The sequence below is a fragment of the Microbacterium horticulturae genome, assembly GCF_029094505.1.
Classification (GTDB): domain Bacteria; phylum Actinomycetota; class Actinomycetes; order Actinomycetales; family Microbacteriaceae; genus Microbacterium; species Microbacterium horticulturae.
In genome coordinates this window covers 879,467-900,746 of the sequence record NZ_CP119108.1, presented here as the reverse complement: position 1 = coordinate 900,746, position 21,280 = coordinate 879,467, and the positions used below count along the sequence as shown (strand labels likewise).

General features: G+C 69.2%; 23 protein-coding genes. 10 read left to right on the top strand and 13 right to left on the bottom strand.

What is annotated here, in order from left to right; all coding sequences use genetic code 11:
* Window position 1: 1 nt before the first annotated feature.
* From PU630_RS04170 to PU630_RS04155, 4 genes are all read right to left on the bottom strand, one after another.
* The gene (locus PU630_RS04170; RefSeq protein WP_275280021.1) at window positions 2–772 is read right to left on the bottom strand and encodes an inositol monophosphatase family protein; all 771 of its coding nucleotides are present in this window, start codon (window positions 770–772) and stop codon (window positions 2–4) included.
* Window positions 773–774: 2 nt separating this feature from the next.
* On the bottom strand, window positions 775–1,836 hold the full coding sequence (gene gnd, locus PU630_RS04165; RefSeq protein WP_275279097.1) for a phosphogluconate dehydrogenase (NAD(+)-dependent, decarboxylating): 1,062 nt from the start codon (window positions 1,834–1,836) through the stop codon (window positions 775–777).
* 63 nt (window positions 1,837–1,899) lie between these two features.
* Window positions 1,900–2,982, bottom strand: a complete 1,083-nt coding sequence (locus tag PU630_RS04160) for a DNA glycosylase AlkZ-like family protein (RefSeq protein WP_428981980.1) — start codon at window positions 2,980–2,982, stop codon at window positions 1,900–1,902.
* Between the two features lie 60 nt (window positions 2,983–3,042).
* Window positions 3,043–3,561, bottom strand: a complete 519-nt coding sequence (locus PU630_RS04155; protein WP_275279096.1) for a GNAT family N-acetyltransferase — start codon at window positions 3,559–3,561, stop codon at window positions 3,043–3,045.
* A 78-nt stretch (window positions 3,562–3,639) separates the two neighbouring features.
* On the opposite strand from PU630_RS04155, the gene PU630_RS04150 reads away from it, so the two are divergent.
* Window positions 3,640–4,035, top strand: coding sequence for a DUF3054 domain-containing protein (locus tag PU630_RS04150; RefSeq protein ID WP_275279095.1), 396 nt, complete (start codon window positions 3,640–3,642; stop codon window positions 4,033–4,035).
* On the opposite strand, the gene PU630_RS04145 is transcribed toward PU630_RS04150, so the two are convergent.
* A complete protein-coding gene (locus PU630_RS04145) occupies window positions 4,011–4,730 on the bottom strand; it encodes a DUF1361 domain-containing protein (RefSeq protein WP_275279094.1) in 720 nt (239 codons plus the stop codon). The genes PU630_RS04150 and PU630_RS04145 overlap by 25 nt on opposite strands.
* An 86-nt stretch (window positions 4,731–4,816) precedes the next feature.
* On the opposite strand from PU630_RS04145, the gene PU630_RS04140 reads away from it, so the two are divergent.
* Window positions 4,817–5,848, top strand: a complete 1,032-nt coding sequence (locus PU630_RS04140) for an LLM class flavin-dependent oxidoreductase (RefSeq protein ID WP_275279093.1) — start codon at window positions 4,817–4,819, stop codon at window positions 5,846–5,848.
* 152 nt (window positions 5,849–6,000) lie between these two features.
* Here the strand turns inward: PU630_RS04140 and PU630_RS04135 are convergent, their stop codons facing one another.
* Complete coding sequence (locus PU630_RS04135; protein WP_275279092.1) at window positions 6,001–6,540, bottom strand: ASCH domain-containing protein; 540 nt, start codon at window positions 6,538–6,540, stop codon at window positions 6,001–6,003.
* A gap of 22 nt (window positions 6,541–6,562) precedes the next feature.
* Between PU630_RS04135 and PU630_RS04130 the strand changes: the two genes are divergently transcribed.
* From PU630_RS04130 to PU630_RS04120, 3 genes are all read left to right on the top strand, one after another.
* Window positions 6,563–6,691: a hypothetical protein gene (locus tag PU630_RS04130; protein WP_275279091.1), complete on the top strand. Its 129-nt coding sequence runs from the start codon at window positions 6,563–6,565 to the stop codon at window positions 6,689–6,691.
* A 462-nt stretch (window positions 6,692–7,153) separates the two neighbouring features.
* Entirely contained in the window at window positions 7,154–8,239 is a 1,086-nt protein-coding gene (locus PU630_RS04125) for a 3-deoxy-7-phosphoheptulonate synthase (protein WP_275279090.1), read from the top strand.
* A 28-nt stretch (window positions 8,240–8,267) separates the two neighbouring features.
* Window positions 8,268–8,684 (top strand): GNAT family N-acetyltransferase, encoded by a 417-nt coding sequence (locus PU630_RS04120; protein ID WP_275279089.1) that lies wholly within the window; start codon window positions 8,268–8,270, stop codon window positions 8,682–8,684.
* Window positions 8,685–8,687: 3 nt separating this feature from the next.
* Here PU630_RS04120 and PU630_RS04115 read toward each other — a convergent pair whose 3' ends face one another.
* On the bottom strand, window positions 8,688–9,122 hold the full coding sequence (locus PU630_RS04115) for a MarR family winged helix-turn-helix transcriptional regulator (RefSeq protein ID WP_275279088.1): 435 nt from the start codon (window positions 9,120–9,122) through the stop codon (window positions 8,688–8,690).
* 64 nt (window positions 9,123–9,186) lie between these two features.
* Between PU630_RS04115 and PU630_RS04110 the strand changes: the two genes are divergently transcribed.
* Entirely contained in the window at window positions 9,187–9,558 is a 372-nt protein-coding gene (locus PU630_RS04110; protein WP_275279087.1) for a VOC family protein, read from the top strand.
* Between the two features lie 33 nt (window positions 9,559–9,591).
* Here the strand turns inward: PU630_RS04110 and pepN are convergent, their stop codons facing one another.
* Window positions 9,592–12,222 carry an aminopeptidase N gene (gene pepN, locus PU630_RS04105; protein WP_275279086.1) on the bottom strand — a complete coding sequence of 877 codons (2,631 nt, stop codon included), beginning with the start codon at window positions 12,220–12,222 and terminating at the stop codon, window positions 9,592–9,594.
* A 135-nt stretch (window positions 12,223–12,357) separates the two neighbouring features.
* Here pepN and PU630_RS04100 point away from each other — a divergent pair, with 135 nt between their 5' ends.
* Entirely contained in the window at window positions 12,358–14,004 is a 1,647-nt protein-coding gene (locus PU630_RS04100) for an HAD family acid phosphatase (protein WP_275279085.1), read from the top strand.
* Here the strand turns inward: PU630_RS04100 and PU630_RS04095 are convergent.
* The 4 genes from PU630_RS04095 to PU630_RS04080 are packed head-to-tail and all read right to left on the bottom strand — an operon-like array spanning window position 13,992 to window position 18,260.
* On the bottom strand, window positions 13,992–14,813 hold the full coding sequence (locus tag PU630_RS04095; RefSeq protein ID WP_275279084.1) for a class I SAM-dependent methyltransferase: 822 nt from the start codon (window positions 14,811–14,813) through the stop codon (window positions 13,992–13,994). The genes PU630_RS04100 and PU630_RS04095 overlap by 13 nt on opposite strands.
* Window positions 14,814–14,817: 4 nt before the next feature.
* Window positions 14,818–16,239: an amidase gene (locus PU630_RS04090; RefSeq protein WP_275279083.1), complete on the bottom strand. Its 1,422-nt coding sequence runs from the start codon at window positions 16,237–16,239 to the stop codon at window positions 14,818–14,820.
* Window positions 16,240–16,279: 40 nt separating this feature from the next.
* Window positions 16,280–17,293, bottom strand: a complete 1,014-nt coding sequence (locus PU630_RS04085; RefSeq protein ID WP_275279081.1) for an SDR family NAD(P)-dependent oxidoreductase — start codon at window positions 17,291–17,293, stop codon at window positions 16,280–16,282.
* A gap of 58 nt (window positions 17,294–17,351) precedes the next feature.
* Window positions 17,352–18,260, bottom strand: a complete 909-nt coding sequence (locus PU630_RS04080) for a hypothetical protein (RefSeq protein WP_275279080.1) — start codon at window positions 18,258–18,260, stop codon at window positions 17,352–17,354.
* A gap of 64 nt (window positions 18,261–18,324) precedes the next feature.
* Here PU630_RS04080 and PU630_RS04075 point away from each other — a divergent pair, with 64 nt between their 5' ends.
* From PU630_RS04075 to adhP, 3 genes are all read left to right on the top strand, one after another.
* Window positions 18,325–18,945 carry a helix-turn-helix transcriptional regulator gene (locus PU630_RS04075; RefSeq protein ID WP_275279079.1) on the top strand — a complete coding sequence of 207 codons (621 nt, stop codon included), beginning with the start codon at window positions 18,325–18,327 and terminating at the stop codon, window positions 18,943–18,945.
* 24 nt (window positions 18,946–18,969) lie between these two features.
* Window positions 18,970–19,527, top strand: a complete 558-nt coding sequence (locus tag PU630_RS04070) for a GNAT family N-acetyltransferase (protein ID WP_275279078.1) — start codon at window positions 18,970–18,972, stop codon at window positions 19,525–19,527.
* Window positions 19,528–19,627: 100 nt separating this feature from the next.
* The gene (gene adhP, locus PU630_RS04065; protein WP_275280019.1) at window positions 19,628–20,650 is read left to right on the top strand and encodes an alcohol dehydrogenase AdhP; all 1,023 of its coding nucleotides are present in this window, start codon (window positions 19,628–19,630) and stop codon (window positions 20,648–20,650) included.
* 59 nt (window positions 20,651–20,709) lie between these two features.
* Here adhP and PU630_RS04060 read toward each other — a convergent pair whose 3' ends face one another.
* The gene (locus PU630_RS04060; protein ID WP_275279077.1) at window positions 20,710–21,261 is read right to left on the bottom strand and encodes a TetR/AcrR family transcriptional regulator; all 552 of its coding nucleotides are present in this window, start codon (window positions 21,259–21,261) and stop codon (window positions 20,710–20,712) included.
* Between the last annotated feature and the right edge of the window lie 19 nt (window positions 21,262–21,280).

Genomic DNA, 21,280 nt, shown 5'->3' with positions numbered 1-21,280 from the left:
GTCACGCGACATCCCGTCCGATGCCCAGCACCTCCACAAGCTCGTCGATGAGCAACGGGTGCGCGGCGACCGTCCATCGGTCGAGGGTGCGCACGGCCGCGCCCGCCTCACGGGCCAGCAGCATCCCGCCGATCCGGTCCCACTGCTCCGACCGGTATGCGACCATGCCCGCGACGGTGCCGCTGATGATCAGCCCCCAGTCGACAGCCGGGCACCATGTGCGCAGCACACGCCGCGCGCGGTATTCGAGAGCGGCGAAGGCCGCGTTGCGCTCTTTGTCGTACGCGGACGTGCGATACCCCTGCGTCCAGGCGACGGTGGCCTCGTCGAGCGGACCCGGCTCCGGCATCGCGATGGGATGCTCGTCGACCAGGGTTCCCGAGCCGACGCTCGCCGAATACGTGTGGCGTGCCGTCGAGTTGTGCATCACCGCCACAACGGGATCGTCGTCGTGGCACAGCGTCACGCACGCGCCGAAGTAGTCGATGCCGAGCACGTAGTTGTTCGTGCCGTCGAGGGGGTCGATCAGCCAGCGGTACTCCGCATCGGGCGGGCCGTGCATGCCCGTCTCCTCGCCGAGGATCGCATGAGTCGGGTACTGCGCGCGGATCTTCTCGACGATGCGCCGCTCGCACTCGCGGTCGACGTAGGTGACCACGTCGCCGCACTCGCCCTTCAACTCGACCTCGGCGCGGTTGCGCTCTTCGACGGCGAAATCACCGGCGTCCCGCGCGAGCTCTACAGCGAGATGCCGCGCCCGCTCCAGGTCCATGCTCACCCCTGCTCGTGCTCTGCCTTGCGCCCACCGGCCTCGAGCACGTCGCCCGTGGGGAGTTCCTTGTGCCCCCCGAACTGCAGCCGCATCGCCGAGAGCAACTGGTTGGCGTAGTGGTCTTCGTCACGCGATGCGAAGCGTTCGAAGAGGGATGCCGCCAGCACCGGTGCCGGCACGCCCACATCCACGGCGGCCTTGACCGTCCAGCGTCCCTCGCCCGAGTCCGAGACCCGGCCGGCCAGGCCGTGCAGGTCGTGGTTCTCTTCCAGCGCCGCAGCGGTCAGGTCGAGCAGCCACGACGAGATCACCGAACCCCGGCGCCACAGCTCGGCGACCTTGGGGGTGTCGATCGTGAACTTGTAGTACTCGGGCTCTTCCAGCGGCGCGATCTCAGCCGAATGCTCGGCCTCGCGGGTGCCGGCGTCGGCGTTCTGCAGGATGTTCAGTCCTTCGGCCAGAGCCGCCATGATGCCGTACTCGATACCGTTGTGCACCATCTTCACGAAGTGCCCGGCACCGCTCGGCCCGCAGTGCAGGTATCCCTGCTCCTCCGGCGCGAAGTCACCGTCACGACCCGGGGTGCGCTCGATCTCGCCCGGCCCGGGCGCGATGGTCTTGAAGATCGGTTCGAGGCGCGTGACCGCGGCATCCGGCCCCCCGATCATGAGGCAGTAGCCCCGCTCGAGTCCGAACACGCCGCCCGAGGTGCCGGCGTCGATGTAGTCGATGCCGCGGTCGGCCAGCGCCGCGGCCCGGCGCACATCGTCGCGGTAGTTGGAGTTGCCGCCGTCGATGATCGCGTCGCCTTCGTCGAAGACGTCGGCGAGCTGGTCGACGACCTTTCCGGTGATGGATGCCGGAACCATCACCCACACCGCACGCGGGACGGTCAGCTTCTCGGCCATCTCCTCGAGCGTCACAGCACCCACAGCGCCCTCGTCGACGAGGGCGGCGATCGCGTCCTTGTTGGTGTCGAACACGACGCACTCGTGTCCGTCGCGCATCAGACGGCGCACGATGTTCGCGCCCATCCGTCCGAGTCCGATCATTCCCAGCTGCATCGTCTCTCCTCCATCTCGAGCGCATGGCGCGCACGTCGGCAGTCTAGGACTGCGACCCGGGGTTCATCTCCCCTCGGCGATCGGCAGCCCCAGCCATTCGGCGAGTTCGTCGAGCTCTGCGCGCACCATCTCGTACTCCTCAGGCTCGAAGGGCAGCAGCTCGTGGATGGCATCGACGCGCAGCACCTCCTGCTTCTTGTCGACGGTCGCGTCGAGCAGGCCGACGAAACGGTCGCCCATCAAAATGGGGTGGGCGAAGTATCCGTAGAGGCGCTGTGCCTTGGGTTTGAACTGCTCGAGCACGTACTCGAACCCGAACACCTCCTTGATGCGCGGCCGGTCAGCGATCATGCCGTCATACGGGTTCAGGAAGGCCACCCGCCCGTCGACCTCGTCATCCGCATGCGCGAGCGCCTCCGGGTCGACCCGCCACTTCCACTTCGAGCCCTCCACGCGAGCGGGCTCGCCGGCGTCACCGACGCGCGTCCACGGGGAGTTCTCTTTCGCGATGCCGTGCGCCTGCAGGCGGCGTTCGCGCAGCATCCTGGCGGCCTCCTCGTCGGGGTAGGCGGGCAGATCCTGCGGGAACACGCGCTCTGCGAGATCCCACACCCGCATGCGCCCCTCGCGGCGGGTGACGGCGACGACGCCTTGCCTGCTCAGCGCCTCGAGCATGCGCGGCACCTGGTTCGGTCCGTACCAGCCGTCGGCCGACTCACGCTCGACGGCAGCCGTGTCGGGAATCTGCTCGGCCCGCAGCGGCCCCTCCGCGCGCAGTCGCGCGACGACCTCGCGCGCGAAGGAGGCGTTGGCATCCATCCACGCTCGCGACTTCTCGTGGCGCGGCCACTGCCGCATCTCGGGCAGCATGAGCGGCAAGAGGCTCGTCGGCCGAAAGGTGCCGTCGAACTCGAAGAGCAGCCGATCGTCTTCGACCGCCTTCTTCAGCTGGCCGGCCTCGTACGACCAGCCGATGCGGCTGAACAGCGTCGTGTGCTCACACGGGGCGATCACCGCGGTCGGGTCGATCTTGAGATACCCGAGCTGCTCGGCGACCTCGACGACGTCGCCGGGGCGGTCAGCATCGAGCAGTTGCGCGCGCACCGCGATGCGCCGCGCCTGGTCGCGTGTCAGCTCATGCACCACGCGGTCGACAGTACTGCGCACCTCCGACGTCGGAAAGAGCCGGATGCCGCGGCGGCCCGCTCACGACGCCAGCGCCGCGACCTTCTTCAAGGCGCCGCCACTGAGTCGCTGCGTCGTCCACTCGTCCATCGGCTCGGCGCCGAGCGCACGGTAGAAAGCTATCGACGGCTCATTCCAGTCGAGCACCGTCCACTCCAGGCGCGAGTATCCCCGGTCCGCGCACACCGCGGCGAGGGCGGCGATCAGCGCCTTGCCGTAGCCGCGTCCGCGCTCAGTCTCGTATACGAACAGGTCCTCGAGCCAGATGCCGTGACGGCCCGTCCACGTCGAATAGGTGAGGAACCACAGAGCGATCCCGACGATACGACCCTCTCGCTCGATGACGTGGGCGAACGCGTGCGAATCGTCGCCGAACAGCGTCTCGGCGAGCATGTCGACGGTGTTCTCGACGGCATCGGGCTCGCGCTCGTACTCGGCGAGCGCCCGGATGCATGCGAGGATGCCCGGCTCATCTCCGGGCCCCGCCTCGCGGAGCAGAGCGTCGGCGGAGAGGGTTCGGGATGCTGCGGTTGGCGCCATGCTCTTCAGCCTACGAGGCGCGGCCCTCTCGCATCCTTGCGAGGATCGGGCCCTGCCGCAGCCTGAGACAATGGTCAGATGCCGAATCAGCTCCGCCCCTCCCGCGCCGTCTGGCCGCTCGTCGCCGACATCGTCATCGTCGTCGTGTTCGCGATCATCGGCCGCGCCAGCCATGGCGAAGCGCTGAGCCTGGGCGGCATCGCGACGACGACCTGGCCGTTCCTGGTCGCACTGCTGGTGGGGTGGACGGCGCTGTTCGCCTGGCGCGCGCCGGTACGGCCGGTGCGCATCGGCCTGCCCCTGTGGGCGGTGACGGTCGCCGGCGGGATGCTGCTGCGCGTGGTCAGTGGTCAGGGCACCGCGGTCCCGTTCATCATCGTGGCGAGCGTGTTCCTGCTGCTGACGCTCGTCGGCTGGCGCGTGGTCGCGACGCTGGTCAGACGCCGCCGTCAGCCCGCGCGCAGCGCCGCGTAGGCGAGCAGGTAGAGCGGCACGAAGACGAGCGCTATCAGCACGGCGTGCGTGAGCACGAAGCCGAACGCCTCGAGCGCCTTGCCCTTGATCGCGAAGTGCGCGCGCAGCTTGCGCAGCATCCCGATCGGATGTCTTACGTCCCAGCTGTTGAAGCGCAGGTAGCGCCCGAAGTACACGCCGACGGCGCCCAGCACGATGACCACGCCCGCGAACACCCAGCTGAGCACCGGCGTGCCGTGCGCCGGATCGAGGATGACGGTCGTGAACGCGAACTCCATGACGCCCATGCTCAGCACGGCGTTCGCGATGCCCGAGAGCGTGAGGGTGAGAGTCTGCACGATGTCGAACCACAGCGGCACCGGGTCGTCTTCCCGACGATGGCTGAAGTTCAGCTCGGTGATGAGGTAGATCGCGTTCGGAAAGAACAGGATCCAGGCGATCGTGCCCACGATCAGATACACCCACAGGATGGTGCTCACGACCGACGGGGCGTTCACGAGGCTTCCCGCTGTGCCGATGAGCAGCAGTCCGATGATGCCGAGCACCGCCACCACCACGGGCACGAACGACAGAACGATGTTCAGAAGCATCGGCCGGTACAGCGCGACCCGGTAGACGACGGCGCGAAGCCAGATCAGGACGGCGGCGTACACGTTCAGCAGGATCACGGCGATGAACGCGGCCAGCAGGGGCATGGGTCCAGGGTAGTGATGGCGAGAGACCAGCGGCCGCGGCATCCATTCACCGGAATAGACCGCGCACGGGTACCGTTGCACCCACCATGCAGCGCTTCGGAACGCTCTCGTTCGGTCACTACGGTCCCCTCGGGGGCGGCCGCCAGCTGACCGCGGGCGACAATCTCCATCAGGCCATCGACCTCGCACAGGCGATGGACGAGCTCGGGGTGAACGGCACCTACTTCCGCGTGCATCATTTCGCCCAGCAGCACTCGTCGCCGATGCCGCTGATGGCGGCCATCGCCGCGAAGACCCAGCACATCGAGGTGGGCACCGGCGTCATCGACATGCGGTATGAGAACCCGCTGTACCTGGCCGAAGAGGCCGCAGCGCTCGACCTGATCAGCGACGGACGGCTCGCCCTCGGCGTGAGCCGTGGCTCACCCGAGTCGGTCGTGCGCGGGTATGAGGCGTTCGGCTACACCGGATCGGTGGACCCCCGCGGCGCCGACATCGCGCGCGAGCACTTCGACCTCTTTCTGCGCGCGATCTCGGGCGAGGGCATGGCCGAAGCGGACGCCTCGAGTCCCTTCGGCGGCGCGCCGGGGATGCAGCGCGTCGAACCGTACTCGGAGGGGCTGCGCTCGCGCATCTGGTGGGGTGCGGGCAGCCACGACACCGCGGTGTGGGCCGGCCAGGTCGGCGTGAACCTCATGTCGTCGACGCTGCTGACCGAAGACCTCGGCATGCCGTTCGACGAGCTGCAGGCTTCGCAGCTGCAGGCCTTCCACGATGCGTGGCGCGAAGCGGGGCACGCCGGCACGCCGCGCACCTCGGTGAGCCGATCGGTGTTCCCGATCACGACGAACCAGGACCGCATGTTCTTCGGACACAGTCAGGAGCGCGGCGGCGTCGGCTACATCGACGGACTGCGCTCGACGTTCGGGCAGACGTATGCGGCCGAGCCGGATGTGCTCATCGAACAGCTGAAGGCGGATGCCGCGGTCCAGGCCGCGGACACTCTGATGCTGACGATCCCGTCGCAGATGGGGGTCGACTTCAACGTACATATCGTCGAGTCGTTCGCCACGCACGTCGCGCCGGCTCTCGGGTGGGTGCCCGCGAACGCCGTGTGAGGTGCGAGTCGAGATGTCGCAGAAGATGACCGCCGAAACGGGCGGCGCCGGGCCGCGGCATCCACCCCCGTTTCGGTCGTCACAGATGACCATTTCTCGCGCGTAGAACCGTCATCTGTGACGACTCAATGAGGCCGCCCGATCTTCGGTCGTCACAGAATGCGGTTTTTCCGCGGTGAAGCGGTAATCCGTGACGACTGCACGAGCCGAGCGGGCGGCTGCGACGCGACGGCGACCGGCAGCAGCAGCCGGAACCGCTCGCAGATGACCGGCATGTCGGGTTCGAACCCACGGGGATTCTCCGAATGCTCACGCCAATAGCGCTCGTGCACCTCGCGCCAAGAGTCGAGCGAACGGTCATCCTCTCCTTCAGCGTACGCGTGAGCGGCGTCGACCCGATCGAAAGACACGATCCGCACGTCGGTGGTCTCGATCACCGCGCGTGGCACGCCGGCGCCGTCGAGGATGATGCTGAACTCCCCAGGCTGCGGCACCGGATCGCCGGTGGCCTCGTAGTCCCACAGCGACGATGCCGTGCCCGTCTTCACGCCGCGCAGCACGAGGTCGAGCAGCTCGTCGGCGTGCGCCGGCGTCGCTCCGAACGCCCATGCCTCGACAAGTACCTCCGGCAGCTGCGGCCGTTGCGTGCGAGACCCCGCCCAGAACGCGGCGATGTCGGTCGGTTCGGGCATGCGTCCACTGTACGGTGGGGCGATGGCGCGCATCCTCATCACCGGCATGTCGGGCGCGGGCAAGTCGTCGCTGCTCGAGGAGCTCGGGCGCCGCGGCCATGACACGCTCGACACCGACTATGACGGGTGGACGCTGGCCGCCGGTACGTGACCGAGGTCGAACCGTTGCTGCGCCGCGGCGCCGACGTCGAGCTCGACGGACGCCGACCGCTCGCGGATCTCGCAGATGGCCTCGAGCGGCTGATGGGGTGAGGGCGCAGCATCCACTTCGCTTTCAGTCGTCACAGATGACCACTTCTCGCGCGCAAAACGGTCATCTGTGACGACTCAATGAGGCCGCCGATCTTCAGTCGTCACAGATGACCACTTTTCGCGATTGAAACGGTAATACGTGACGACCGAAAGCGGGGGCGTCACGGCGACACCCGCGCGATGCAGTAAGGTCTTCTGCATGACAACCCGTTGGTATGCGTATTTCGAGTCGGCTCTGGAGGGGCCGGCGCCGATCTAGCGCAGACCGACCCCTTCAGAGCCGACAAGCCAGAGCATTCGCTCTGGCTTTCGCCGTTTCGGCGGGCTCTGCATCGGGTCTGCCCCGACAAAGGCAGGATCCATGCACACCCTCACCGACACCACCGGCGATCTGCACGTCGCCGCATTCACGCCCATTCCGTCGCCCGCCGCGCTGCGGGCTGATCTCCCCGTCGGCGACGAGCGCACTCGGCTCGTGCAGCGCACGCGCGACGAGGTGCGCGCGATCTTGTCGGGCGACGACCAGCGTCTGCTCGTGATCGTCGGCCCATGCTCGATCCACGATCCCGCTGCGGGTCTCGAATACGCCGGTCGCCTCGCCCGCGCCGCGCACGAGCACCGGGATGAGCTGCTCATCGTCATGCGCACCTACTTCGAGAAGCCGCGCACCACCATCGGCTGGAAGGGGCTCATCAACGACCCGCACCTCGACGGCAGCCATGACATCGCCGCCGGTCTGCGTCTGGCCCGGGCGTTCCTGCGCGACGTCACCGCCCTCGGCCTGCCGTGCGCCACCGAGTTCCTCGAGCCGATCAGCCCGCAGTACATCGCCGACCTCATCACGTGGGGCGCGATCGGCGCGCGCACGACCGAGAGCCAGATCCACCGGCAGCTGGCCAGCGGCCTGTCGATGCCGATCGGCTTCAAGAACGGCACGGACGGCGGCCTGCAAGTGGCGCTCGATGCGGCGGCCGCGGCATCCAGCCCGCAGTCCTTCCTCGGCGTCGACGCCGACGGACGCGCAAGCCTCGTCGCCACGACCGGCAATCCCGACACGGGCGTCATCCTCCGCGGCGGCGCCGACGGACCGAACTTCGACGCCGCGCATGTCGAACAGGCCGCGCAACGCCTCGCCGCTGCCGCTCTCACTCCCCGCCTCGTCGTCGACGCCAGCCATGCCAACAGCGGCAAAGACCACGTGCGTCAGGCCGAGGTCGCCCGCGAGATCGCCGCGCAGCTCACCGGTGGGCAGCGCACCATCGCCGGCGTCATGCTCGAGAGCAACCTCGTTGCGGGCGCGCAGAAGCTCGACGTCGCGCGCGGGCCGGAGGCGCTGACCTACGGTCAGAGCGTCACCGACGCCTGCATGGGGTGGGATGCCACCTCAGACGTGCTCGAGACGCTCGCCGCCGCGGTGCGCGACGGGTCGACCCGTACCCTAGGCTGACGCAATGCGCATACGCGAAGGTGCCCGCGTGAGCGCGCGCTACGAGCTCAGCAGCGACCCGGACCGGCTCGACCGGGAGTGGATCTGGCGGATGCTGTCGACCGAGGCCTACTGGGGACGCTGGCGCACCCGCGGCGACATCGACGTGCAGCTCGACGGCGCCTGGCGCGTCGTCGGCGCATATGACCAGGCCACCGGCGCGCAAGTGGGCTTCGCACGCGCTGTCTCCGACGGCGTCGCATTCGCCTACCTCGCGGATGTCGTCGTCGATCTCGCGCACCGTGGCGCGGCGATCGGCACGCGGATGCTGCAGCTGATGATCGACGACGGCCCGGGCGCCGCCTTCCGCTGGACGCTGTTCACCCGTGACGCGCACGGACTGTACGAGAAGTTCGGCTTCGCCGAACCCGACGCGACCGCGATGGTGCGCCCGGCACGGCGCTGAGCGTCAGGCCAGGGCATCGCGGCATGCCGCCAGAAGTGCGCGGAGCTGCTCGAGATCGCCGCGCTGAAGCGGGCCGGTCATCGTCGCGACCACCTCGGCGACCGCCGCGCGCGCCTCGCTCGTCAGCACGACGGCCTCATCCGTGAGCAGCGTGGCCCGCTCGCGCCGCGGGCCGGGGTCTTCGGAGCGCTCGACGAGTCCGCGCTTCTCGAGCGACTGCAGCAGCACGTTCGTCGACTGCCGCGACACGAACACGCGCCGGGCGAGCTCGGAGCCGGTGATACCGGGGTCGTCATGCAGAGTCTGCAGGCACGCATACTGCGAGACCGTGAGCCCGAGCGGACGCAGCACCTCGTCCATCCGCTGGTTCAGCAGCGCCTGGGCCTGCTTGATGAGCACCCCCACCTGCTCGCCGGGAGTCTGCGCGTCGATGATCATGTCAACATCTTGACACATCCGTCACTGAGTGTCAGGCTATTGACACTCAGATCAAGGAGACATCATGAGCAACCCGACGACAGGGCCCGACTTCATCTCATTCCAGGTGCGCGACCGCGCAGCATCCACCCGCTTCTACGAAGAGCTGGGATTGACCCGGTTGCCCGCGCCGAACCCAGCCGCCTCCGTGTTCTCGGCCGGCGGCGTCGCCTTCGCCGTGCGCGATCCGTTTCCCGGGGTGGACCTCGACGCGATCGGCGCCCTCGGTGCGGGTATCGGTGTGTGGTTCCACAACGATGACGCCGCCGCGCTGCACGAACGCCTCGTGCAGCGCGGCGTGCCGATCGTGCAGGACTCGTTCGAGGGACCGTTCGGCCTGCAGTTCTCACTGCGCGACCCCGACGGCTACGTCGTCACTATCCACTCGAAGGCGTAGGCCGCCGCGGGCGTGTGGACGCGCTCGGCTCGCTCACTCCCCCGATGCAGCCTGCGCGCGCAGCCGGCGTTCGAGGTCGTCGAGCCGCTCGATGACGATGCGGCGCAGCGCCTGCGGCGCCTCGGCCCGCGACGAGAGCCACTCGCGTGCCGCGACGACGAGGGGATGCCGCTGCGCATCGCCGTCGGCCACCTCGGCGTCGGCGGGGAACAGGCCGGCAACCACGCGCGTCGCCTGGCCCTGAGTCTGCGCGCCCCACACGCTTTCGATGCGCTGCCAGTACTCCGCCTCGTGCCCGGCGCCGACACCGGTCGGGTCGATCTCGAGCCCGTCGATCGTCGCCTGCAGGTGGTCGTTCGACAGCACCGCACCGTCGGCGCTTCGGCCGGTGTAGGCGGCCTCGCGTGCGGCATCCTTCACCGCTTCATCGGGGCGCGCCGCGAGTGCGCGGGTCAGCCCCGTGGACGACACCGCGGTCGGTGCAGCCGCCTGCGCGGCACGCAGCTCGGCCTCGTCGGCGGCGCCGTGCGCGGCCAGGGTGACCCAGGCGTCCCAGGTGAGCTCTTCACCGAGAGCCATGTCGGGGTCAACGATCCACGCTCGCACGACCTCGAGCACCGGCTCGACCGGCGAGCGCTGCTCGCACAGCGCGCCGAACAGCGTGCGCAGCAGCACGGTGCGGCGGTCGGAGGTCGACGGGTCTTCGAGCACCGCGTCGACGAGGAACGCCACCCAGCGTGCCAGAAGCTCTTGCCGCTGATCAGCCGACGTGTAGGTGGCAAGCCCCGAGGTCGCCTGCGCCAGCACCTGCGCGAGCACACCGGAGTCTTCGATGAGGTACTCCCCCGCCACCACGCCATCGACGAACCGCTCGGCGGCAAGATCGGCGTCACGCACCATGTTCCAGGCTCCGGCGAGCGCGGTGGCGCGGGCCAGCTCGTCGTCGAGACCCGCGTCGAGCACGACGTCGAGCGAGTGCGCGTCTTGCGCGATCTTCGCGTAGGTGAGATCGCCGTCGTTGGGCAACACCGCGCGATCGGCGGCGACACCGACGAGCTCAGGAACATCGATCGACGCACCGTCGATGCGCGCCTCGAACGCCGCCTCGAACTCGGCCGGACCCTCGTCGTCGGTCGGCGCATAGACGCCGACACGCAGCACATGCGGGCGCAGCACCTCATCGCCCGTGCGCGGATCGACGCCGTCTTGGTGCAGCGCGGCGGAGGCGATCACGCCGTCTTCGACCGTCGTCTGCACGCGCAGCCGGTTCACACCCGCGGTGGTCAGCCAGGCGTCCGCCCAGCCGCGCATGTCGCGGCCGGAGGCCTCACCCAGCGCGTCGAGGAAGTCGTCGAGCGTCGTGTTGCCCCATGCGTGCTTCGCGAAGTACGCGCGGGCCGCGGCCAGGAACGTGTCTTGCCCGACGAACGCCGACAGCTGCTTGAGCACCGAGGCGCCCTTGGCATAGGTGATGCCGTCGAAGTTCTGGTCGGCGGCTTCGAGGTCGACGATGTCGGCCACGATCGGATGCGTGGTCGGGTACTGGTCCTGCCGGTACGCCCACGCCTTGCGTCGTGATGCGAAGGTCGTCCAGGCGGTCGTGAAATCGGTGGCCTCGTCGACGGCCAGCGTGCCCACGTAGTCGGCGAACGACTCCTTGAGCCACAGGTCGTCCCACCAGACCATCGTCACGAGGTCGCCGAACCACATGTGGCACATCTCGTGCAGGAGCGTGTTCGCACGCTGCTCGTGCTGCGCCTCGGTCGCGGGCGACGTGAACACATACCGCTCGGTGAGAGTCACCAGCCCGGGGTTCTCCATCGCGCCGAGGTTGTACTCGGGCACGAACACCTGGTCGTATTTGCCCCACGGATAGGCCACGTCGAATGCGCGATGGAACCAGTCCAGACCGCGCTTGGTGATGTCGAAGACCTCATCGGGGTCCATGCTGTCGGAAAGCGACGCGCGGCACGCGATGCCCAGCGGAACCGTCACTTCGACGCCCGACGCCGTGCGCCCGGTGTACTCGTCGTGCCACTGCGCGTACGGGCCCGCGAGGAACGTCGTGATGTACGTGGACATCGGCTCGGTCACGGCGAACTCGCGCCGGGTCACCCCGTCACGCACGGCATGCGATGCCAGCAGCTCACCGTTCGCAGCGACGTGCCACGACGCGTCAGCCGTGATCGTCACGTGGAAGCGCGCCTTCAGATCGGGCTGATCGAAGCACGGGTAGATGCGTCGGCAGTCGACCGGCTCGTTCTGTGAATAGAGGTACGTGGCGCCGTCGGCGGGGTCGACGAAGCGGTGCACGCCCTCGCCGGATCGCGAGTAGATCGACTCGGACACGATGACGACCTCGTTCTCCTCGGCCAGCGGCCCCAAGGCGATGCGCGCGCCGTCGACGGCGGCTGCGGCATCCACCTCGTGTCCGTTCAGCGTGATCGAGGTGACCCGCGCACCGAGGTAGTCGAGAAAAGTGGATGCCCCGGCCTCGGCGTCGAAGGTGATCCGGGTGCGCACCGGGTAGGTGTCGACAGCCGCGTCGGCGGCACGCGAGAAGTCGATGTCGACGGAGTACTCGTGCGTGCGCACGATGCGCGAACGGGCGGCCGCTTCGTCGCGGGTGAGGTTCTCATTCGTGGGGCGGGGAAGGTCGGTCATCCCTCCAGTCAATCACCCGCCCCCGACGCCCGAGGAGAGAACCCTCATGCGCCGGGCTCTTTCGCCGTGCCGGTGCCCGGGTCTAGTGTGACGGGCGGCCGAGATCCGGCCGAACCGAACGAAAGCGAGTCGACGATGATCCGTGCACGCCGAATGGCGGGCGCCGCCGCGACCGCCGCGCTGACCCTGACCCTGTCTGTGGTCGGCGCGACCTCCGCGCAGGCGTTCTCTCCAGGGCACTCCCCCTCTCCGTCTCACCATCAGTCCCAGACCCTGTCCCCGCGCACCCACTTCACGATGGCTGCCGACGGGACGAGCGGGCGCACGCAGGGCGGTGAGGGCATCCCGAACATCGACGTCGTCAAGAAGACGATCGCCGCCTATTACGGCGACCCGGGCACCGGTATCGCGAACAAGGACGACTCCCCGTACATCGACGAGATGGACGGCATCGTGGCGCGACTGGAGGCGAAGCTGCCGCACTGGCTGCGCGAGGCCAAACGCAGCCACAAGACGCCGGCGATCGTGCTCGACACCGACGACACGATGCTCTGGACGTACGACATGGAAGTCGGCGACATGAAGTTCGTCTACAACCCCGCGCGGCAGGATGAGTGGGTCAAGCAGGAACTCTTCCGGGACGCGACCCCGGGCATGACCGACCTCGTGAAGAAGGCGCAGCAGCTCGGCTTCGCGATCATCGGGATCACCGGTCGCAGCGCCGATCAGAAGGCGGCGTCGATCGACAATGTCAACAGCGTCGGCTACTCCGGTTTCACGAGTGAGAACTACTACACGAAGTGGGCCGCGGGCCAGCAGCCGTCGTACATCACTTGCGCGACCAGCAGCTGCACCACAGTCGAGTTCAAGGCCGGCACACGACGGCACCTGGAGAAGGATCTGGGCTACAACATCGTGCTCAACGTCGGCGACCAGTGGTCGGACCTGCAGGGCGGGTACGCGGACCACGTCCAGAAGCTGCCGAACCCCACGTACTACCTGCCGTCGGCCGATCTGCCGGGCGTGCACGAGCCACGGCTGACTCCGCGCACGCACTTCACGATGAAGGCCGACGGCTCGAGCGGGCTCACGCAGGGCGGCGAGGGCATCCCGAACATCGACAGCGTCAAGAAGACCATCGCCGTCTACTACGGCGACACCGGGGACGGGATCTCGAACAAGAACAGCTCGCCGTACATCAGCGAGATGAACCGCCTGGTGCGCCGTCAATTGCCCGCGATCGCGGCCGAGTGCCACGCGCTGGCGCGTCACCACCGCAACCCGGCCATCGTGCTCGACGCCGACGACACCACGCTGTGGACGTACGACATGGAAGTGGCCGACATGCACTTCGTGTTCGACCCGGCCCGTCAGGACGAATGGGTGCAGCAGGAGCTGTTCCCGGCCACGCCGAGCATGGTGCACGCCACCGACCTCCTGCAGCGCGCGGGGTGCACACTGATCGGCCTGACCGGCCGCAACGACGACCAGAAGGACGCCACCGTCGCGAACCTCGACAAGTACTACTCCGGTTTCACCACCGAGAACTACTACACGAAGTGGACCGGCGTCGGCGCCTCGCAACAGCCGTCGTACATCACGTGCGCGACCGCGAAGTGCACGACCATCGAGTACAAGTCGCAGACCCGCGCGCACATCGAGTCGCGCTCGGGCGGCGACTTCCACATCGTCGCGAACTTCGGCGACCAGTTCAGCGACCTGATCGGCGGGCACGCCGATCGCGCGGTGAAGCTGCCGAACCCGACGTACTACCTGCCCTGACGGTCGTCGCGGTCGGCTTCGCGTCGGCGGGCGAGCACACCGAGGGTCGCGTACTCCATGGTGAATCGCCCGCCGGCGCGGTCGACCACGGCGCCGATCGCGCGCAGCAGTTCGTCGAGCTTCTCGGGCGCTATGCGGTTGTGCCCGCCGCCGGTGGGCACCTGCGCGAGCCACTCGTCGCGCGTGATCTCGGCCTGCCAGTCCACGCGGAACCATTCCGGCTCGTCGAATCCGTCAGACGAGTGGATGCCGTCGGCCGCGGTCTGCAGCATCGCCCGGTATCCCTCGCGCTGGGGTGACGCCCACGGAGTGAACGGCAGCCCGGTGTCGACACTCCGGTAGGCCTCGGCGAAGCCGGCGGCGATCTCGGGGGTGGGGTCGCCGGCGTTCCAGAACACGGCCATACGGCCGCCCGGGGAGAGCACATCACGGGCCTTCGCCGCGCCCGCGACCGGATCGACCCAGTGCCAGGTCTGGCCGGCGATGACGAGGTCGAAGGCGCGGCCCGCGGCATCCCATTCCTCGAACCGGGCGATCTCGACGTCGAAGCCCCGCCGGCGCGCCACCTCGGCCATGCGCTCGTCGACCTCGACGCCGAGGACGCGGCATCCCGCATCGCGGAACGGCAGTGCAGACAGCCCGGTGCCGATGCCGACGTCGACGGTGCGCGGGGCGGTGGGCAGCCCATCGAGCACGACCTCGGCCAGCGGCGCCGGATAATGCGGGCGGAAGCGGTCGTACGCCTCGGCGTCGGCGCCGAAGCCCTCGGCGATCGTACGGGCGCGGAACGGCTGAGCAGCGTCGGTCATGCCGTCACCCTATGCCCGCCTCCACGTCATGGGCTGCCGAGAGCGCCGCGGCCTCGCCGTGCATGGGGCCGATCAGCTGCACGCCCGTGGGCAGACCGTCGGCGCCGGGGCCGGTCGGCACGGCGACCGCCGGCAGGCCGAGGAAGTTCACGACCACCACGAGCCGGAACATGCGCCAGGCCGCGGTCGCCTGCTCGGGGCCGCCCAGATCGAAGTCGACGGGCGGGATGCCGTCGGTTCCGACCGGCCCGAGGATCACCGGGTACTCGGTCTGCAGCCGGCGCCACGCCGCTTCGATCACGAGGCGTCGCGCCCAGGCCTGGGCGTATTCGGTGGCGGTCTCGAAGACCCCGGTGGCCCGGACGCTGTCGCGCATGAAGGTTTCGGCCGAGCGGCCGAGCGGCGACGGCAGCGCACCCTCGCTCATGTCGGTCACAGCCAGCCGGCGCATGAGGGTGAACGCCTCTTCGAGGTGTGGCGGCTCGATCTCATCGACCTGCCAGCCGGCGGTGCGAAGGGCGTCAGCGGCACGGTCGACGCCGGCCGCGACATCCGGATGCACGCCCCACCCCAGCGGGTCGCGCGTGAGGGCGACGCGGCGCGGGCCGTCGTAGACGCCGAGCGGCGGCAACGCGAGCGAGACCGGGTCGTCGACGTCGACGCCGGCGACGACCTGGAGCGAGGCCTCGAGGTCGGCGACGCTGCGCGCGAGCAGGCCGTTCACCGCGAACCGCTGGAGGGTCAGCGCGACGGGCAGGTCGCGCACCGCCGCGCGTGGGACGCGGCCGAGCGAGGGCCGCAGCCCGCAGACGCCCAGCGCCTGCGCCGGCAGGCGGATCGAGCCGCCGAAGTCGTTGCCGAGGCCGATCGTGCTCATGCCGGTGGCCACCGCGACGGCGTCGCCGCCGCTGGAGCCGAACGTCGTGCGCGTGGGGTCGAACGGGTTGAGCGTGCGACCGAACAGGTCGTTGTCGGTGTCCCACCGCATGCCGAAGTCGGGCATGTTGCCGCGCCCGATCGGTATGGCGCCCGCCGCGCGCATCCGCGACACGATCGTCGCGTCGCGCGCAGGGATCGCGCCCACCGCTCCGGCCCACCCCTCGGTCGTCGCCGACCAGGTGAGATCGATGTTCTCCTTGACGCTGATCGGCACACCGGCCAGCGGCCCCGGGTCGTCGCCGCGGGCGATCGCACGGTCGATGTCGTCGGCGGCGCGACGGGCACGGTCGTCGAACACGACGGTCAGCGCGTTCAGCCGCGGATTGCTCTCGGCGATGCGCGCCAGGTGCGCGTCGACCGCCTCGGCGGCCGACGCACGGCCCGCGCGGATGCCGGCCGCGAGCGCAACGGCGTCGGGGAGCGTCTCGCGCAGCGCGTCAGGCCCGACGGGGTCGGGCAGGGCGGGGCTCGGCACGGCGGGGCTCATGCCCCCATCCTGCCGGTTCGCGCGCGAGCCGGCAGCGGTGCTACTGCACCGACCATCCGCCGTCGGAGGGCAGGATGACACCGTTGAGGTTCACGCCGTCATCCGACAGCAGGAAGGTGATGGATGCCGCGAGCTGCTCCGCCGTGGCCACCGTGGGGATCGCCGACTGGAACGGCTGCAGCCGCGCCGCACCCGCCTCCGAGACGTTGGGCGGGAACGGGATGCCGGTGGCCACACCGCCGGGAGCGACGGCGTTCACGCGGATTCCGGCGGGGCCGTACATGAAGGCGGCCGACTTGGTCATGCCGACGACGGCATGCTTCGAGGTCGTGTACGCGTTACCCGACGCGTTGCCGCGCAGACCCGCCTCGCTGGCGATGTTGACGACAGAGCCGCGTCCGGCCTTCAGCATCGCCGGCAGCGCCGCGCGGGTGAGCTTGAACGCGCCCGTCAGGTTCACGCCGATCACGCGGTCCCACGTGGCATCGGTGGTTTCATGCAGCGGCGAGAAGTCGTCGTTGATACCGGCGACGTTGGCCAGACCGTCGATGGTCTCGCCGGCCGCGGCGACGATCTCGTCGACCGACTCCTGCTTGGTGATGTCGCCGGTCACCGCCACGATCTCGGCCTCGGGCAGCGACCCGGCGAACTCGGCGAGCTTCTCGGCCGAGACATCCACCGCCACGACCTTGCCGCCCTCACGCGCGATGCGCGACGCGGTGGCACGGCCGATACCCGAGGCCGCACCGGTGACGATGACGGTCTTGCCCGAGAAGCGGCCGGGTGTGATCTTCTCTGCCCACCCCGTGCTCTCGGTCTCTTCGGGCATGACACCACCGTTGGCCTTGAGGACGAGGTCATCGACGACGGACTGCGGCATCTGCCCCTGGCTCATCGCCACCAGCTGCTGCAGCGGCAGACCCTTCACCGGGGCGAGAGACTCCTCGTTCGCTCCTGCCGCCGACAGCAGTCCGCGCACGAGCTCGCCGCCGATCGGGTGCTCCAGCCATTCGCCGATCGTGCTGTTCGCCGTCAGTGCCTTGTTCTCCGCCATCGTCGTTCCCTTCGCGTCCGGCCGTGGGTTATTCCCACACGGGAAATGCTATGCGCACTCAGGATGCCGCGCCACCGGCAGCGGCCGGAGAAATCTCCCGCGCGCTGCGCCGAGCCACGACGCCGATCGCAGCCACCGCGACCGCGACAAGCAGCGGCTGCACGGTCAGAGATGGGATGCCCAACTCTGTGGTGAACACCGTCTGAGCGAACTCGATCATCCGGGCCGGATCCCGCGCGTACACCCGCGTACTCGCCGCGGATGCGACCGCCCGGACGGTGATCGGCACGAGCACGAGGATCAGGAGGCTGCCGATCCCGGCGGCGATGCGCCCCGGTGAACCCAGACCGCACCAGGCGATGGCCGCGCCCACGAGCACAGCGACCGCCCAGCCCACCGCGCCCGCGGCCCAGAGCTGCAGCGGCGAGGGCGTGATGGTGCCGAACGGCACGATCAGCGCCTGCAGCCACGGCCCGAGGGCGACCGCGCCGATCGCGACCCCGATCGTCGCACCGGCCCGGGGCTTGCGCACGATCAGCCACAGCGCGAGCAGCCCCACGACGAACGACAACGCGCTCCAGGTGAAGACAGCGGCGAAGTAGAGGGTGGCCTCCCGTCCTGGCTGCAGACCACGCAGCACCACGATCGCGGTCTGTGCCAGAGCGACCAGCTGCACGGTCGCCGTTCCTGCGATCGCCGCGCCGGGCCGCGGCATCCTGCCCCGCATCGTCCGGATGACCAGACCGCACGTCACCGCTCCGACGACGAGCAGCGCGGCGGTCTGCATCAGTTCGTACTGGCTGAACGGCAGCAGCGCGACCGGCATCTCGAGCGTCGGCGTGGCCCAGAGGTTCTGCAACGGAAGATGCATGCCGGTGATCAGCCAGGGCACGAGCCCGACGACCGCCGCGAGGGCACCGAGGGCGAAGCGCCACGCGGCGCCAAGCGGTTTCACGGGAGCATTCACCTCGCCGAGTCTGGCACACGGCGAGCGCGGAGCATCGATGCCCGGCGACGGGGATAATGGGGGCATGGCCACCGCCTATAGCGCGATCTCCAGTTACTCGCGTGTGCAGATCCTGCATCTGCTCCAGGAGCACCCTGCCCTTACCATCAGCGACCTCACGAAGTCGACCGGGCTTCACCCGAACACGGTGCGCGAGCACCTGCAGCGGCTGATCGAGTCGGGGTATGTCGTGCCCGAGGCCGAGCGGCGCACGACGCGCGGCCGGCCGCGCATCCTCTACAGCGCGGTGTCGGGTCCGGATGCCCCACACAGTCCGATCGCGCAGCAGCGGGTGCGTGAGGCCGCCGAGCGCGGCGACCTCATGCGGCGCGTCATGCCGTGGACGGAATCGTCGCTGCCGCAGGATGCGCAGCACCAGCTCGACGCCCTCGTCGAAGACCTGCAGGACGCCGGCTTCGACCCGATCGTCGACACCGACGAACTGACGGTCGATCTGACGCCCTGCGAGCACGCGCGCGCCCAGGCCGACCACCGAGACGTGCTGTGCGCGGTGCACATCGGACTCATGCAGGGCGTTCTCGGCGAAGCAGGCGGACCGCTCGAGGTCGACGGGATGCTGCCCGCATGCGACCCGACCGAGTGCCACATCCAGCTGACGCTCAAGGGCTCCCCCGAGCGCGTCTGACCGGTCAGCGGATACTGTCTCGTCATGACGGTCACGGTGCGACAGGCGACGGCCGCCGATGCGCGTGACATCGCGGCGATCCGGGTCACATCGTGGCGCTCGGCATACGACGGGCTGATCCCGTCTGCGCTGCTGGAGCGGCTCGACGTCCGCTTCGAGGCGCAGCGGCGCGCGCAGAACTGGCCCCGGTACCACACCGACCCGCGCTCGGTGGAGTTCCTCGCACTGCGCAGCGGCCACGCCGTCGGGTGGGCATCGGTGGGGCCGTGTCGCGATGACGACGTCGGCGCCGGCGTGCGGGGCGAGCTGTTCGCCCTCTACGCGCTGCCCGCGCAGTGGTCGACGGGCGTCGGGCACGCCCTGATGACGGCCGCCGAGGAGTCACTGCGCTCCTCCGGATTCCGCAGTGCCTCGCTGTGGGTGCTCGACGGGAACGAGCGCGCCGCCGCGTTCTATGAGCGCCACGGCTGGCGCGAGGACGGGTCGGTGAAGGATGACGAGCGCATCGTCGGCAGCACCGGCATCCCGGCACTCCGCGAGCGCCGTCGAGTGCGCGATCTGGCGGAGGAGATTCCGTGCTGAACGACCTTGTGTGGTCTGACCACATAGGAGTATCGTGTGCGGCGAGGACGATAACGGGTCGTCCGAAAGGAAGCGAAAGCTCATGTCCGTTCCCAGCACGATGCGTGCGGCGGTCGTCGTCGCGCCCGACAAGCCCCTGGAGATCCAGGAGGTGCCCGTCCCCACGCCCGGTCCGGGTCAGGCCCTCGTACGTGTCATCACGAGCGGCGTCTGCCACACAGACCTGCACGCGGCCCGCGGCGACTGGCCGGTTCCACCCAAGTCGGACCTCATCCCCGGGCACGAGGGCTACGGCGAAGTCGTCGCACTCGGCGACGGCGTCACCACGCTGAAGGTCGGCGACAAGGTCGGCAATGCCTGGCTGTGGAGTGCCTGCGGCGCGTGCGAGTACTGTCGCACCGGCTGGGAGACGCTGTGTCCCGACCAGAAGAACGGGGGCTACGGCGTTGACGGCAGCTTCGGTGAGTACATGCTGGTCGACGAGAAGTTCGCGGCCCGCATCCCCGAAGGCTCCGATCCCGTCGAGGTCGCCCCGATCCTGTGCGCGGGCATCACCGTCTACAAGGGCCTGAAAGAGACCGAGGTCAAGCCCGGCGAGTGGGTCGTCATCTCGGGCATCGGCGGACTCGGCCACGTGGCCGTGCAGTACGCGGTGGCGATGGGCATGCGCGTGGCGGCCGTCGACATCGACGACGAGAAGCTGGCCCTGGCCCGCACCCACGGTGCTGAGGTGACCGTGAACGCTGCGACGGAAGACCCCGTGGCCGCGATCCAGGAGCAGACCGGAGGGGCCCACGGCGTGCTCGTCACGGCCGTGCACCCCGAGGCGTTCGGCCAGGCGACGGGCATGTGCCGCCGGCGCGGCACCGTGGTGTTCGTGGGACTGCCCCCGGGCACGTTCCCGGCCGACATCTTCTCGACCGTGCTGAACCGCATCACCATTCGCGGTTCGATCGTCGGCACGAGGCAGGACATGATCGAGGCGCTCGACTTCTATGCGCGCGGCAAGATCCACCCGACCGTGTCGTCGGTCGAGAAGCTCGACGACATCAACGACATCTTCGATCGGATGGAGCACGGAAAGATCGAGGGCCGCGTGGTCATGGAGTACGCGACCGCCTGATCGAATCGGGATGCCGCAGCCCGGTGCGACAGCACACGTCGGAGTGCGGCGCGCGAACCTCAGCGCGCGCGCAGGCCGTCCAGGGCAAGGTCGAAGAGCGTCGAGACCTGGGCGCGATCGGTCCCGGCGGCGAGGATACCCGCCAGCAGGGAGCGCACGTCCGTCGCACCGATGTCACTTCGCACATCGTGCGCGCGCGCACCGGCGTCGAGCATCGTGGCGATGATGTCTTCGATCTCACGCCGGCTCGCATCTAGATCGACCACGCCCTCTTGGCGCATCGCCGCCAGGGTGTCGACCATGCCCCGCTTCGCATCGGCCCAGTCGGCGAACAGCTCCATCCACGCGCGCAGAGCCATCGCCGGAGTCTGCTCGCCGAGCAGTCGGGCAGCCCCGGCGCGGAGCTCTTCGACCTGGTCGCGATAGACCGCCTCGACGAGGGCCTCCCGCCGCGGAAAGTGCCGATAGAGGGTGCCGATGCCCACGCCCGCCGCGCGCGCGATCGCCTCGAGGGAGGGGCGCTCTTCGGCTGCGAAAGCCCCGCGAGCGGCACGGATGAGTTCGGCCCGGTTCTCGCGCGCGTCTGCGCGGAGGCGTGAAGGTGAATTCAAAGCGGAGGCTCCTCCGGTT